We start from the raw sequence: 13,214 nt of genomic DNA on the forward strand, positions 1-13,214 counted from the left end.
AGGTTCGAGCCCGCTTAGAATGGCCTGGTGACCGACGCACCGACCCCGCAGAGCGACATCCAGATCTCCCCGAACGACGTCATCCGGTTTCTGCTGGAGCTGTTCGCGATCTTCTCGCTGGGTTTCTGGGGCTTCGTGGCCTGGCCTCTCCCCTGGAACATCGTGGTCGGCATCGGCGCTCCGCTCATCGCGATCGTGCTCTGGGCCCTGTTCCGGTCGCCGAAGGCCGTGCTGCGCGTCGACCCGTTCGTCAAGGCGCTCGTCGAGATCGTGGTGATGCTGGCCGCCGCGTTCGCGTGGTGGGATCTCGGCCAGCCCGTGGTGGCGATCGTCTTCGCCGTCATCGCAACCGTGAGCGGCGTGATCAACGGACGCGCCGAATTCCGATGAAAGGCAGCATCGCATGACCGGACTCGTCGTCCACAGCGCCCGCAAGATCGACGCGGACGGGCTGGTCGACGACTACTGGTTCGTCGCCGACGGCGACACCATCAGAGCCACCGGATCCGGCACCGGCTGGCACGCGGCAGCGCAGGCGCCCGGCCGCGAGATCGTCGACGCGGGCGGCCATTGGCTGACGCCCGGGTTCATCGACCTGCACTGCCACGGCGGCGGCGGTCACCCGTTCGACGACGGTCCCGAGCAGATGCTGGAGGGTCTCGCGACCCATCGTGCGCACGGCACGACGCGATCGCTGGTCTCGCACGTCGCCAATCCGCTCGCCGCGCTCCGGGAGAGCCTGTCCATCGTCGCCGAGCTGACCGCGAACGACCCGCTGGTGCTCGGATCGCACCTCGAGGGGCCCTTCCTGGCCATCGAGCGACGGGGCGCGCACGACGCCGCCTTCCTCCGCGAGCCCGGCCCCGAGATGGTCGAGCAGCTGATCGGCGCCGCACGCGGCACGCTGCGGCTGGCGACCATCGCGCCGGAGCTCCCGAACGCGCTCGAGACGATCGGGGTGCTGATCGAGGCGGGCGCGGTCGTCGGCATCGGCCACACGGCCGCGGACTACGAGCAGGCGACCCGCGCGTTCGAGGTCGGCGCTCGGGTGCTCACCCACGCCTTCAACGCGATGAACGGCATCCACCACCGGGCGCCGGGGCCGATCGTCGCGGCGTTCGAGAACCCGGATGTGACGCTCGAGCTGATCCTGGACGGCCTGCACGTGCATCCGAAGGTCGCCAAACTGGCGTTCACGGCGGCTCCCGGCCGGGTCGCGCTCGTCACGGACGCGATGGCGGCCGCCGGCGCGACCGACGGCGACTACCGGCTCGGCTCGCTGAACGTGACGGTGCACGACGGGCTCGCGGTGCTCTCCGGCACGCAGACCATCGCCGGCTCGACCCTCACGCAGGATGTCGCGCTGCGCAACGCGGTCGAGCTCGTCGGTCTCGAGCCGGCCCGCGCGGTCGAGGCGCTCACGCTCACGCCCGCGCGGGTGCTCGGCGAGGATCACCGGCTCGGCCGGCTGCACGCGGGCTACGCGGCCGACGCCGTGATCCTCGACCACGAGTGGAACGTGCGACGCGTCTTCGCCAACGGCGAGCCCCTGGTCTGACCCGCCCGCCGATCTGACCCGCCCACCGCCCGCCGACGCTGTCGAGTCCGGGAGAAATCGCGCGCCCCGCCGGAGGGCGGACGATTTCTCCCGGACTCGATTACTGCGGCTAGAGCGTCTGCCAGGCGGGCTTGTTCGCGTAGGCGTAGCGGTAGTACTCGATGTTCTGCAGCCGGGAGGCAGCGGCCTCGTCGACGATCACCGTGACGTGCGGGTGCAGCTGGATGGCCGATCCCGGGTTGCTCGCCGACACGGGGCCCTCGACGGCGCCGGCGACGGCCTCCGCCTTGCCCTCGCCGAACGCGAGCAGCAGCAGGTGCTTCGCGCGCAGGATCGTGCCGAGCCCCTGCGTGATGCAGTGCATCGGCACGTCGGCCTCCGACGGGAAGAACCGCGCGTTGTCGCGGCGGGTCTGCTCGGTGAGCGTCTTGACGCGCGTCGCGGATGCGAACGACGAACCCGGCTCGTTGAAGCCGATGTGGCCGTCGGTGCCGATCCCGAGGATCTGCACGTCGACGCCGCCCGCCTCGGCGATCGCGCGCTCGTAGTCGGGCCCGGCGTGCTCGATGCCGTCGATCGCGCCGTTCGGCACGTGGATGAGCGACGGAGTGAGGCCGAGCGGCTCCACGACCTCGCGGGTGATCACCGAGCGGTACGACTCGGGGTGGTCGGCGGGCAGCCCGACGTACTCGTCGAGCGCGAACCCGCGCACGTGTGCGACATCGATGCCCGTCTCCGCGACCCGCGCGGTGAGCGCACGGTACAGTGCGAGCGGGGTCGAGCCGGTCGCGAGGCCGAGCACGGCATCCGGTCGGCTCGCGATGAGGTCGACGATGGACTGCGCGGCGAGTTCGCCCGCCTGCTTCTGGTCGGGTACGACGACGATCTCTGCCACTTAGCTCTCTCCCACGAGGGCCGCGCCGATGGCGGCGGCCGGTGAACCTTCCGGAATGAGGCGCACGCGCTCGGGAAGCGAGAGCGACGCCAGGAACGGCGACGCCTGCGCCCACTCGTCGAGCACCTCGTGGACATCGCACAGCAGCCGGTCCCCGAGATGGCTCAGGCCACCACCGATGACGACGGAATCGACATCGACGGTCAGCACGAGGACCCGCACCGCGGAGGCGATGCCCGCAGCCAGCCTAGCCTTGATGGCCCTCGCCTCGGGGTCGCCGTCGGCGGCTGCGGCGAACAGCGAGCGAACAGGAAGTGGATCGTCGGTGCGCCATTGGCGCGCGACCCCCGACCCGCTCGCGACCGTCTCGAGGCAGCCGCGCTGACCGCACGCGCAGATCACGCCGTTGGGGTCCACCGGGATGTGCCCGATCTCCCCGGCGATACCGTCGGCGCCGCGCCACAGCCGCCCGTCGACCACGATCCCGGCGGCGAGGCCGGTGCCGAGGTTGAGGTACGCCATCGTGCCGTCGAGGCCCATCAGGTGGTACGCGCCGACCGCTGCGGCCTTCACGTCGTTCTCGATGCGCACCCCGACGCCGAGGCGTCCGGCCAGCTCTCCGCCGAGCTCGAGACGCTCGAGGCCCAGGTTCACCGCGTGGGCGACGTGCCCGGAGGCGCTGTCGACCATGCCGGGGATGCCGATGCCGATCGACTGGAACCCGCTCGCGGGCAGCCCGGTGAGCTCGCCGATCCGCGCGACGGCGGCGACGGCCGTCTCGACGACGGCGATCGATCCGAAGCCCGTGGCCAGCCGGATGCGCTGGGACAGGCCGCCCGCATCGTCGATGGCCACCGCATCCGTCTTGGTGCCACCGATGTCGATCCCGAGCCTCACGAGCCGGATTCCAGGTACGCGAGCAGGGCGCGGCCGACCAGGCGGGAGGCACCGAAGGTGGCGACGTCGGCGTAGGCGCGGTCGTCGCTCGGCCAGCCCATGTCGACCACGAGCACACGGTCGCGCTCGGCGCGCAGCCGATCGATCGCCGCGCGGGCGAAGGCGTGCCGGTGGTTGTCCTTGCCGATCACGAGCACCGGCGACTTGGCCGCGAGCACGAGATCCGGATGGTCGCCCTCGGTGAACACGACGAGCGGGTTCTGCTCGAAGGCGCGCGCGACGGCGGACTCCGGGTCGGCAGCGGCCTCCGCGAACGGTCCCCACGGGGCGACGCCGACGGCGATGTTCGCCACGGTGTCGATGCGCACGATCGAGTACGGTCCGCGGTTGGCGGCGACCCACTCGGCCGCGTGCGGCGCGATGTCGAAGGTCGAGATGGCCGCGGCGATGTCGATCGGGTCGATGGCGCCGGCGAACGGATCGGCGGGAATCGGCTTCTGCGCGCTCTCTGCGTGCAGATCGGCGGCGAGTGCGAGCACGCGCTCGGCCGCCTGCGCGACCCGGGCGGCGCTCAGCCGGCCGTCGGCGATCGCGGCGACCACCGCATCCTCGATCTGCCCGAGCTGTTCGTCGGTGTTCTCGGTCCCGATGCAGAGCAGGTCGCAGCCGGCGGCGAGCGCCAGCACGGCGGCCGGCGGGATGCCCGTCTCGCCGCTCGCACCCTTCATGTCGAGCGCGTCGCTGACCACGACGCCGTCGAACCCGAGCTCACCGCGCAGGAGCCCCTCGATGATCGTGGGGCTGAAGGTGGCTGGACGCTCGGCGTCCAGCTGCGGCAGCAGGATGTGCGAGGTCATCACGCTGCGCGCGCCGGCCTCGATGACCGCGCGGAACGGACGGAGCTCGCGCTCCCGCAGGCGCTCGAGCGAGAGGTCGACCTCCGGCAGCACGAGGTGCGAGTCCTGCGCCGTGTCGCCGTGCCCGGGGAAGTGCTTGGCGCACACGGCGACGCCGGCGGACTGCAGCCCGCGCGTCCACGCGGCGCCCTGCTCGGCGACCACAGCCGGCGACGAGCCGAAGCTGCGCACGCCGATGACGGGGTTGTCCGGGTTCGAATTGATGTCGACATCCGGCGCGAAGTCGAGGTTGCAGCCGGCGCGACGCAGCTCCCAGCCGACGCGCTGCGCGACCGACTCGGTGTAAGCGGCGTCGCCACGGCGCCCGAGGACGGCGTTGCCGGGATACGGCGATCCTGTGCCGTAGTACAGGCGCGTGACGTCGCCGCCCTCCTCGTCGATCGCGACGATCGCATCCGGATTCGCGGCGTAGATCGCGTCGGTCAGCGCGCGCAGCTGGGTGAGCGAGGTGATGTTCGGACCGAACACGCACACCCCGCCCAGACCGTTGCGCAGGCGAACGGCGAGCCAGTCCGGCAGCGTCGTCCCCACGAAGCCCGGGAGCAGTGTCGCGGCCACCTGGCGGCGGAGATGCGCGAGCGGCGTGGTGCTGTCGGCGGCGGCGTGCTGCTCAGTGGCGGAGGTCTGGTCGGTGGCGGCGTGCTGGTCGGTGGCGGAGGGCCCGCTCACCCCTTGACCGCCCCGCTGACGAGCCCGCTGGTCATCCGGCCCTGCACGAACAGGAAGAAGATGATCACCGGAACGGCCACGAGCGTCGACGCGGCCATGACCTGGCCCCAGTCGGTCGCCCGCGAGGCGGACTGCTGGATGAAGCCGCGCAGCCACAGGGGCAGCGTCTGGCTCGAGTTCTCCTGCAGGATGACGAGCGCGACGGTGAACTCGTTCCACGCCTGGAGGAACGCGTAGACACCGGATGCGACGAGCCCGGGGGCCAGCAGCGGGAAGGTGATGCGCATGAACGCCTGCGTGCGGCTGAGACCGTCGACCATTGCGGCCTCTTCGAGGTCGGCCGGGATGCCGGCGACGAAACCGCGCAGCATCCAGATGGTGAACGGCACGACGGCGGCGATGTAGATGATGCTCACGCCGAGCACGGTGTTGAGCAGGTTGAGGCTGCCCATCAGCTTGTACTGGGCGATGAACAGGCCCTCGGCCGGCAGCATCTGGATGAGCAGCACGGCGAGCACGAACGACTTGCGGCCGCGGAACTTGAACCGGCTGATCGCGAGGGCCGCGAGGAACGCGAACACGATGCAGAACACCACGGTGACGATGGCGATGATGAGGCTCATGCCGAGCGCGGGGAAGAACGTGCCGCCGTTGATGACCGCGGCGAAGTTGTCCCACGAGCCGCCGAACGGCAGCCAGGTCGGGGTCGTGTTCTGCAGCACCACGTTGGGCAGCAGCGACGAGTTCACCATCCAGTAGACGGGGAACACCCAGATCAGCGAGATGACGACGCCGACGATGCCGAGGATCACGCGCGACGGCTTGATCTTCTGGCGGAGCTTGCGGGCGGGGGCGGGAGCGGCGGAATCGGCCGCCGACTCCACGCGGGTCGAGGTGACAGCACTCATGACTCGTCCTCCTTGAGCAGATTGCGCACGTAGAACCAGCTGATCGCGATGGTCAGGATGAGCACGAAGACCGAGACGGCGCTCGCCATCGCGAAGTCGCTGGAGCCGACGCCGAGCTGGTAGATGTAGGTGCCGAGCAGGTTGGTCTCGCTGGCGATGGAGCCCTTGTCCTGCAGCAGCTTGATCTGGGTGAAGACCCTCAGGTCCCAGATGATCTGCAGCAGCAGCACGATGCCGAGCACGGGCCGGATGATCGGCAGGATGATGTACCGCAGCCGCTGGAAGCCCTTGGCGCCGTCCATCTGCGCGGCCTCGAGCACCTCGCCCGAGACCTGCGTGAGGCCGGCGAACACCGAGAACGCCACGAACGGGACGCTCATCCAGACCACGATCACCATCGCGACGAAGAAGAACGAGAGCGGGTTCTGCAGCCAGTTGTGGTTCTGGAAGTCCAGGCCCCACGACGTCAGGGTGTAGTTGACGATGCCGCGGCGCCAGTCGAACAGCCAGTTCCACACCGTCATCGCGGCGACGACCGGCATCGCCCAGGCGAGGAGCATGGAGATCTGGATGATGATGCGCACGGCCTTGTTGACGGCGTTCATCAGGAGAGCGAGTCCGATGCCGATGACCACCGTGACGAACGCGGTGACGAGACAGAACGCGATCGAGCGGGCCACGACGACCCACATGTACGAGTCGGAGAACAGGGTGATGTAGTTCTCGAACCAGACGAAGGGGGCCGGCTGGCCGAACTGCTGGGCGAGCCCGAAGCTCTGCATCGAGGTGATGAGCTGCCACACGATGGGATAGCCCAGCGCGAGGATGAGGATGGCGACGGAGGGGATGAGCAGGGCGTACGGGGTGAACTGGAAGCGCTTCCTGCGCTGCGGCGTCGCCTGCGGGATGCGCGGCGCGGTGTTCACGGACGGGGTCTGCTGGGTGGTGGTCACGTCTGTCCTCCTTCCTGAAAGTCTGAGGGCAGGAGCAGGGGCGCGGAAGGTCGTTCCGCGCCCCCGACTGCCGGGTGTTACGGGTGGGTGCTACTTGTTCTTGACGTTCATCAAGGCGTTGAGCTTGGTGTTGTACTCCTGCGCCAGAGCCTTGAGGTCGGTCGAGTCCTTGATCTTGCTGAAGAACTCTTCCATCACGTTGCCCGCCTCGACAGCAGCCCAGCCGGGAGCGGCCGGGGTCAGCTTCGAGTTCGACGCCGACGCGATGAGCGCCTTCGCGAACTGGTCGTCGCCGAGCGAGGAGGTGTACTTGCTGTTCGCCGGGCCGAGGCCGTTCTTGCCGAGCATCTCCTGGTAGTCCTTCGAGAAGATGATCTTCAGGAGGGTCTTGGACAGGCCCGGGTTCTTGCTCTTGGCCGAGATGCCGATGTTGGAGCCACCGGCGAACACCGGAGCCGGCTTGCCGTCGTTGCCCGGGAGCGCGAACGTGCCGAAGGTGTCGTCGTTCCAGGTGCGGACGACCTTGCCGTCCTTGGTGGAGGCGTCACCGATCGACCAGTGCGCCCAGCCCGGAGCCATGATGGTCGCGGCCGAGAGCGACGTGTCCGACGTCTTCTTGCCGGCGGCGTCGAGGATCTGGTCGCTGTCGTTCAGGTAGATGTACTGGTTCGAGTCCTTGGCGTCGTTCGGAGCCTTGGACGCGTTCTTGTACAGGTCCTGCAGCTGCTGCAGACCCTTCAGGGAACCCTCGGAGTCGAGCGTGCCGACCCACTTGCCGTTCTCCTTCTTCGCGATGTCGCCACCGTTTGCGAAGATCCACGAGATGCCGTTGCGCCAGTCCTGGCCGCCGAGGTAGAAGCCCGAGAAGTCCTTGATGCCCTTCGGGTTCTTGGCGGTGATGGTCGCGACGTCGGTGTTGAACTGGTCGAGCGTGGTGGGTGCCTGCACGCCTGCGGCGCTCCAGACGTCCTTGCGGTAGAACGCGTAGCGCGAACCGAAGTAGTACGGAAGCGTGTAGTTCTTACCGTCCACCTTGCCGGCCTCGACGAAGGACGGCAGGAGGTCGGAACCGCCGAGGTCCTTGTACATGTCGGAGATGTCGAGGAACGCGCCGACGTTGGTGAAGGTCGGCGACTGGGTGTTGCCGATCTCGGTGACGTCGGGGGTGTTGTTCGCGTCCGGAAGCGACGTCGTCAGCTTGGTGACGATGTCTCCCCAGTCCTGCTGCTGGATGTTGAGGGTCGCGCCGGTCTCCTTCTTGAACTCCGTCTTGAGGTAGGCGCGCAACGGGTCAGGAGTGTCCGGGCCGACGAGCCAGAGGGTGACAGTCTTACCCTTGCCGTCCGTGCTGGGTGCGCTTGCGCCGCCTCCGGCGGAGCATCCGGCGAGCACGAGAGCGGAAGCCGTAGCCACAGCGGCGAGGCCGACGAGCTTTCTCTTCATTGCTGTTCCTTTCTTCGATGTCGATGTGTGCGATTGCCACACCGTTGGTGCTGGGGTCGATGATTCGATCTGGTTCGGGCGGTGCTGTGTTACGAGACCCCGAGTTGTCCGGAGAGGACGAGTACGGCCGCGCCGCGCAGAACGATGTCCTGCCCCTGCGTGGTCATCCGCAGCGTGAGATCGCCGTGGAATTCGGCCATCGTCCTGCTGCGGAGCGTTTGGATGGTCGCCTCGGCGAGCGCGCCATCGAGTAGTTCTGCCGGACCGCTCAGCACGATCTCCGAGAGATTGAGCGCTCCGACGACGGGGGCGAGGGCGATGCCGAGGCGCTGCCCTGCCTCCCGCAGGATGGGGGCGGCGTCCGAGCCGGCCGCTTCGGCCTCCCGGATGCGCTGCTGGAGCTGCGGCACGCTGAGCCAGTGCTCGAGCACCTGGTCGCGGTTGTATGTGGCCTCCAGCCCGAGGTCGGTGCCGACCATCACCTGGCCGATCTCGCCGGCGGCGAAGCGGCTGCCGTAGACGAGCGCGCCGGCGACGAGCAGCCCGGCGCCGACACCGTGGCCGACCGTGACGAGCATCATGTCGCCCGCAGCGTCGCCGTAGCCGTGCTCGGCGAGCACCGCGACGTTCGCGTCGTTGGCCACGACCACCGGATGCCCGGTGTGCGCCTGCAGCCGCTGCTGCAGTGCTTCGTCGACCCAGCCCAGGTTCGGGGCGGTCAGCACGGTTCCGGTCAGGTCGACGACACCGGGCGACCCGACGCCGATGCCGAGGATCGGCGCCGTGGTGAGGGTGAGCAGGCGATCGACGAGCTGAACGACCTTCGCGATCGCGTCGTCGCCGGTCGCACTCTCGAGCGGAACGTCCGCGCGCTCGAGGATGGTGCCGTCGAGGTCCATCACGGCGCCGCGGAAGGTGGCGTGCTCGCTCAGGTCGAGGCCGACGATCTGGTACGCGGTGCGGTTGATGTCGAGCAGCACGGCCGGCTTGCCAGGACGGGCCGGCTTGCCGGGGCGGGCGGACTCGCGCTGCCCGAGCTCGATGACGAGGCCCTCGGCGAGCAGTTCGGCGACGAGGTCGGAGATGGTGACGCGGGTCAGTCCCGTCTCACGGGCGATGTCGGCGCGGCTGCGCTCCCCCGAGCGGTACAGCGTCTGCAGCACGAGGGAGCGGTTGTGGCTGCGCGCGTGCTCGGGGAGGACCTTGACCATCGGGCGAAGCGCGCGGCCAGGGGCGAAGCCCGGAGTGGCGACGGGCGCGGTGGCGGGCGCGGTGGCAAAACCAGGAGCGGCGGCCGCTGCCGTGACGACGGGGACGCCGGGCACGACGCCGGGCACGGCGCCGGGCACGGGCCCGGTCGCTGTGCTGCGTTGCACATCCGATGTCGTCATGTTTGTTAGTAAAGCTTACGAACAAAATGAATGCAAGCCTTCGGCCGCCATTTCCCCACGCTTTACCGACTTGTAACATTCGCGCCGCTCGCGACCCACGCCCGAAACACGGGCGCGCCGGCGCGCTGCCCACCGATCGTGCGCAAACGCGCACCGCGCGACACGCGTCGTGCGATTGCGCACGACACGGGTCAGCGGCGGCACGCGTCAGCGGCGCTGCGCGTCAGCGGCGCAGCAGAGCTACGCGCACTCGGCCTGCACGGCCTGGAACTTGGCCGCGAGGGCCTCCGCCTTGCTCTTGACGGCGGTGACGTCGATCGACGTCGGGTCGCTGATCGCCTTGTCGATGTACGCGGCGTAGTCGTGGATCGCCGTGGCCGCCGACGAGGTGACCTTCTTCACGTCGACGTTGCCGACCTTCTGGTCGATGGACTGCACCGCGACGTCGACCTTCTTCAGCAGCGCGGCGGCCTTCGACGGGTCGTTCATCACCGAGGCGGCCTCGCCCTGCAGCTTCGCCACACTCGTGAAGCCGTTCGTGACGACGGCGCAGGCCTCCGCGTGGGTCTGCGAGGCGGGCGCCGATATCGAAGCCGATGCCGAAGCCGACGCGCTGGCGGACGGCGTGGGGGTCGAACTCGCCTTCGGGGCGGCGGCCGAGCATCCGGTCAGGGTGACGACCGTCGCGAGAACGGCGGCGGCGATCGAGAAGCGGGTTGCGTTCGTGGTCATCTCATCCTCATCTCGCGGCGCACGACGGCGACCGCGTTCGAAGCTCCCCCAGAGGCAGAGCGCATTCCACGAACCTAACCGACGACGGAGCGCAGGCCCAATCGCCGACGAACGCACGAAGGGCCCGGCGGGATGCTCCCACCGGGCCCTTCGACAGCGCGGACCGGGCTCAGCCCAGGCGTGCCTGCAGGTTGTCGCTCAGCGTCGCGAGGAACTCCTCGGTCGTCTGGTACGGCTGGTCCGGGCCGACCAGGAGCGCGAGGTCCTTGGTCATCTTGCCCGACTCGACCGTCTTGATGACGACGTCTTCGAGGGTGTGCGTGAAGTCGATCAGGTCCTGGTTGCCATCGAGCTTGCCGCGGTGCGCGAGGCCGCGCGTCCAGGCGTAGATCGAGGCGATCGGGTTGGTCGAGGTCGGCTTGCCCTGCTGGTGCTGACGGTAGTGGCGCGTGACGGTGCCGTGCGCGGCTTCCGCCTCGACGACCTTGCCGTCGGGCGTGGTCAGCACGCTGGTCATCAGGCCGAGCGAGCCGAAGCCCTGCGCGACGGTGTCGGACTGCACATCGCCGTCGTAGTTCTTGCACGCCCAGACGTAGCCGCCCTCCCACTTGAGGCTCGAGGCGACCATGTCGTCGATGAGGCGGTGCTCGTAGGTGAGGCCGGCGGCGTCGAACTTGTCCTTGTACTCGGTGTCGAACACCTCCTGGAACAGGTCCTTGAAGCGGCCGTCGTAGGCCTTGAGGATCGTGTTCTTGGTCGAGAGGTACACCGGGTACTGACGGTCGAGACCGTAGTTGAACGAGGCGCGCGCGAAGTCGCGGATCGACGCGTCCTGGTTGTACATGCCCATCGCGACGCCGGCGCCGGGGGCCTGGTAGACCTCGAACGTGCGGGCTTCGCTGCCGTCGGCCGGCTGGAAGCTCATGGTCAGCGTTCCCGGGCCGTCGAAGGTGAAGTCGGTGGCGCGGTACTGATCGCCGAAGGCGTGACGGCCGATGACGATCGGCTTGTTCCAGCCGGGCACCAGGCGCGGGATGTTCGAGATGATGATCGGCTCGCGGAAGACGACGCCGCCGAGGATGTTGCGGATGGTGCCATTGGGGCTGCGCCACATCTTCTTGAGGCCGAACTCCTCGACACGCGCCTCGTCGGGCGTGATGGTGGCGCACTTGACGCCGACACCGTGCTTCAGGATGGCGTTGGCAGCATCGACGGTGATCTGGTCGTCGGTCTCGTCGCGCTTCTGGATGCCGAGGTCGTAGTACTCGAGGTTCACGTCGAGGTACGGGTGGATGAGCGAATCTTTGATGGACTGCCAGATGATGCGGGTCATCTCGTCGCCGTCGAGTTCGACGACCGTGCCGTCAACCTTGATCTTTTCCAATGGATCTCCTCAAGTCTGTGCCATCTTTTGGCCGACAACAGCTTACCCGAGCCGACCAACTATCTTGACGTCGAGACAAATCTTCCCGGCATCCTCACGGCGCCTATGGATCCGCTGTCAGCGGACGATGTCCTCCTCCGGCCGACTATGCTTGCGCGTCGACCGCACGTTACCCTGTCGCTATGGCTGAGTTGAGACTTGAAGAGTTGAGCGCGTCGAACATCGTGGCGGCGAACGCTCTCAGCTTGAAACCGGGTCAGGAGCAGTTCGTGTCGCCGGTGTCGTACTCGGCCGCCGCCGTGGTCAGCAACCCGGCGACCTCCTGGCAGCGCGTCGTTCTCGACGGCGACATGGTCGTCGGATTCATCATGGGCAACTTCGACCCGGATGCCGAGCACGAGGAGTTCCGCTCCATCCTGTGGCGCATCAACGTCGACGCCGACGACCAGGGCCGCGGAGTCGGAACCTTCGCGGTGCGGGCGCTGGCGGACGAGGCGCGCCGTCGCGGTCTCAGCCGGCTCTTCGTCATCTGGGAGTCCGGCGAGCTCGGCCCCGAGCAGTTCTTCATCCGCAGCGGGTTCAACCCGGCGGGCGAGACGCAGTACGGCGAGACGATCGGTGCCCTCGAGCTCTGAGCCGGCTCCCGACGAGCCACCGTTCGTCGAACGCGTGCTCGCCGTGGTCGACAGCATCCCGCCCGGTCGCGTCATGACCTACGGCGACGTCGCGGCCGTCCTCGGCTCCCGCGCCGCCAGGATGGTCGGCCAGATCATGGCGTACTACGGGTCGGATGTGCCGTGGTGGCGCGTGGTGCGGGCGAGCGGGCATCCGGCGGCGAACCACGAGCACATCGCGTTGCAGCACTACCGCGCGGAGTCCACGCCGCTGCTCGGCGTCGGGTCGAGCGCCTACCGCGTCGACCTGCGGACGGCACGCTTCGATCCCGCCGACGAAGATCATCCGAACGACCGATGAACCGCACAGCTTGATGCGCTTGACTGAACGTCTACCGTTCTGTTGCTCTGGAGTGTCTGTGCACCGTTTTCGTCTCGTCGCCGCTGTCATCTCTGCGTCCGTCGTCACCATCGGCCTCTCCGGATGCTCCGTCGTGAGCGCGTTCGCCCCGCACGTGGACGCCGCCATCTTCGACACCGCGAAGGAGCTCACGCCCGGCGCGACCAAGGCCTTCGGCTCGCCGACCTTCATCCCGGCCGACGCCACGATCATCCGCGTCGACTACGACACGCAGAACACAGCCGCGATCCTCACCTACACCTCGAAGACGCACTTCGTGAAGGGCACCTGCGAGAAGCCGGCCGACATCCCGAAGCCGGCGGTGCAGGACAGCTGGTGGCCCACGGCGGGCGTTCCCGCGAAGGCCGTGAGCTGTCCAGGGGGATGGTCCGCCTTCACCATCGGCAACCAGGTGTACGCGGCGCGACCGGCGGCCTGAGGCACAGCCGGCAG

General features: G+C 68.5%; 14 protein-coding genes. 5 read left to right on the forward strand and 9 right to left on the reverse strand.

The window, feature by feature from the left end; all coding sequences use genetic code 11:
* Positions 1-27: 27 nt before the first annotated feature.
* Together PKE84_RS02540 and nagA are read left to right on the forward strand one after the other, a co-directional pair.
* The gene (locus tag PKE84_RS02540) at positions 28-390 is read left to right on the forward strand and encodes a YrdB family protein (protein WP_271175618.1); all 363 of its coding nucleotides are present in this window, start codon (positions 28-30) and stop codon (positions 388-390) included.
* Between the two features lie 13 nt (positions 391-403).
* Positions 404-1,558 (forward strand): N-acetylglucosamine-6-phosphate deacetylase, encoded by a 1,155-nt coding sequence (gene nagA / locus PKE84_RS02545; protein ID WP_271175619.1) that lies wholly within the window; start codon positions 404-406, stop codon positions 1,556-1,558.
* A gap of 109 nt (positions 1,559-1,667) precedes the next feature.
* On the opposite strand, the gene nagB is transcribed toward nagA, so the two are convergent.
* From nagB to PKE84_RS02590, 9 genes are all read right to left on the reverse strand, one after another.
* On the reverse strand, positions 1,668-2,453 hold the full coding sequence (gene nagB / locus PKE84_RS02550; RefSeq protein WP_271175620.1) for a glucosamine-6-phosphate deaminase: 786 nt from the start codon (positions 2,451-2,453) through the stop codon (positions 1,668-1,670).
* Positions 2,454-3,350, reverse strand: a complete 897-nt coding sequence (locus tag PKE84_RS02555; RefSeq protein WP_271175621.1) for an ROK family protein — start codon at positions 3,348-3,350, stop codon at positions 2,454-2,456.
* On the reverse strand, positions 3,347-4,936 hold the full coding sequence (locus PKE84_RS02560) for a glycoside hydrolase family 3 protein (protein ID WP_271175622.1): 1,590 nt from the start codon (positions 4,934-4,936) through the stop codon (positions 3,347-3,349). Before PKE84_RS02560 ends, PKE84_RS02555 begins: the two co-directional genes overlap by 4 nt.
* A complete protein-coding gene (locus PKE84_RS02565; protein WP_271175623.1) occupies positions 4,933-5,844 on the reverse strand; it encodes a carbohydrate ABC transporter permease in 912 nt (303 codons plus the stop codon). The genes PKE84_RS02560 and PKE84_RS02565 overlap by 4 nt, the downstream gene beginning before the upstream one ends.
* Entirely contained in the window at positions 5,841-6,752 is a 912-nt protein-coding gene (locus PKE84_RS02570) for a carbohydrate ABC transporter permease (protein ID WP_271175763.1), read from the reverse strand. The genes PKE84_RS02565 and PKE84_RS02570 overlap by 4 nt, the downstream gene beginning before the upstream one ends.
* Before the next feature lie 135 nt (positions 6,753-6,887).
* Positions 6,888-8,240: an extracellular solute-binding protein gene (locus tag PKE84_RS02575; RefSeq protein ID WP_271175624.1), complete on the reverse strand. Its 1,353-nt coding sequence runs from the start codon at positions 8,238-8,240 to the stop codon at positions 6,888-6,890.
* 89 nt (positions 8,241-8,329) lie between these two features.
* Positions 8,330-9,451, reverse strand: coding sequence for an ROK family transcriptional regulator (locus PKE84_RS02580; RefSeq protein WP_271175764.1), 1,122 nt, complete (start codon positions 9,449-9,451; stop codon positions 8,330-8,332).
* Between the two features lie 420 nt (positions 9,452-9,871).
* Complete coding sequence (locus tag PKE84_RS02585) at positions 9,872-10,363, reverse strand: hypothetical protein (RefSeq protein WP_271175625.1); 492 nt, start codon at positions 10,361-10,363, stop codon at positions 9,872-9,874.
* 169 nt (positions 10,364-10,532) lie between these two features.
* The gene (locus PKE84_RS02590) at positions 10,533-11,747 is read right to left on the reverse strand and encodes an NADP-dependent isocitrate dehydrogenase (RefSeq protein ID WP_271175626.1); all 1,215 of its coding nucleotides are present in this window, start codon (positions 11,745-11,747) and stop codon (positions 10,533-10,535) included.
* 182 nt (positions 11,748-11,929) lie between these two features.
* On the opposite strand from PKE84_RS02590, the gene PKE84_RS02595 reads away from it, so the two are divergent.
* From PKE84_RS02595 to PKE84_RS02605, 3 genes are read left to right on the forward strand one after another with little or no spacing between them, the layout of a single operon-like run.
* Positions 11,930-12,382 (forward strand): GNAT family N-acetyltransferase, encoded by a 453-nt coding sequence (locus PKE84_RS02595; protein ID WP_271175627.1) that lies wholly within the window; start codon positions 11,930-11,932, stop codon positions 12,380-12,382.
* Positions 12,366-12,722: an MGMT family protein gene (locus PKE84_RS02600; RefSeq protein WP_271175628.1), complete on the forward strand. Its 357-nt coding sequence runs from the start codon at positions 12,366-12,368 to the stop codon at positions 12,720-12,722. Before PKE84_RS02595 ends, PKE84_RS02600 begins: the two co-directional genes overlap by 17 nt.
* Positions 12,723-12,774: 52 nt before the next feature.
* Positions 12,775-13,200 carry a hypothetical protein gene (locus PKE84_RS02605; RefSeq protein WP_271175629.1) on the forward strand — a complete coding sequence of 142 codons (426 nt, stop codon included), beginning with the start codon at positions 12,775-12,777 and terminating at the stop codon, positions 13,198-13,200.
* Positions 13,201-13,214 lie beyond the last annotated feature (14 nt).

It is taken from the genome of Leifsonia poae, assembly GCF_027921845.1.
Classification (GTDB): Bacteria; Actinomycetota; Actinomycetes; order Actinomycetales; family Microbacteriaceae; genus Leifsonia; species Leifsonia poae.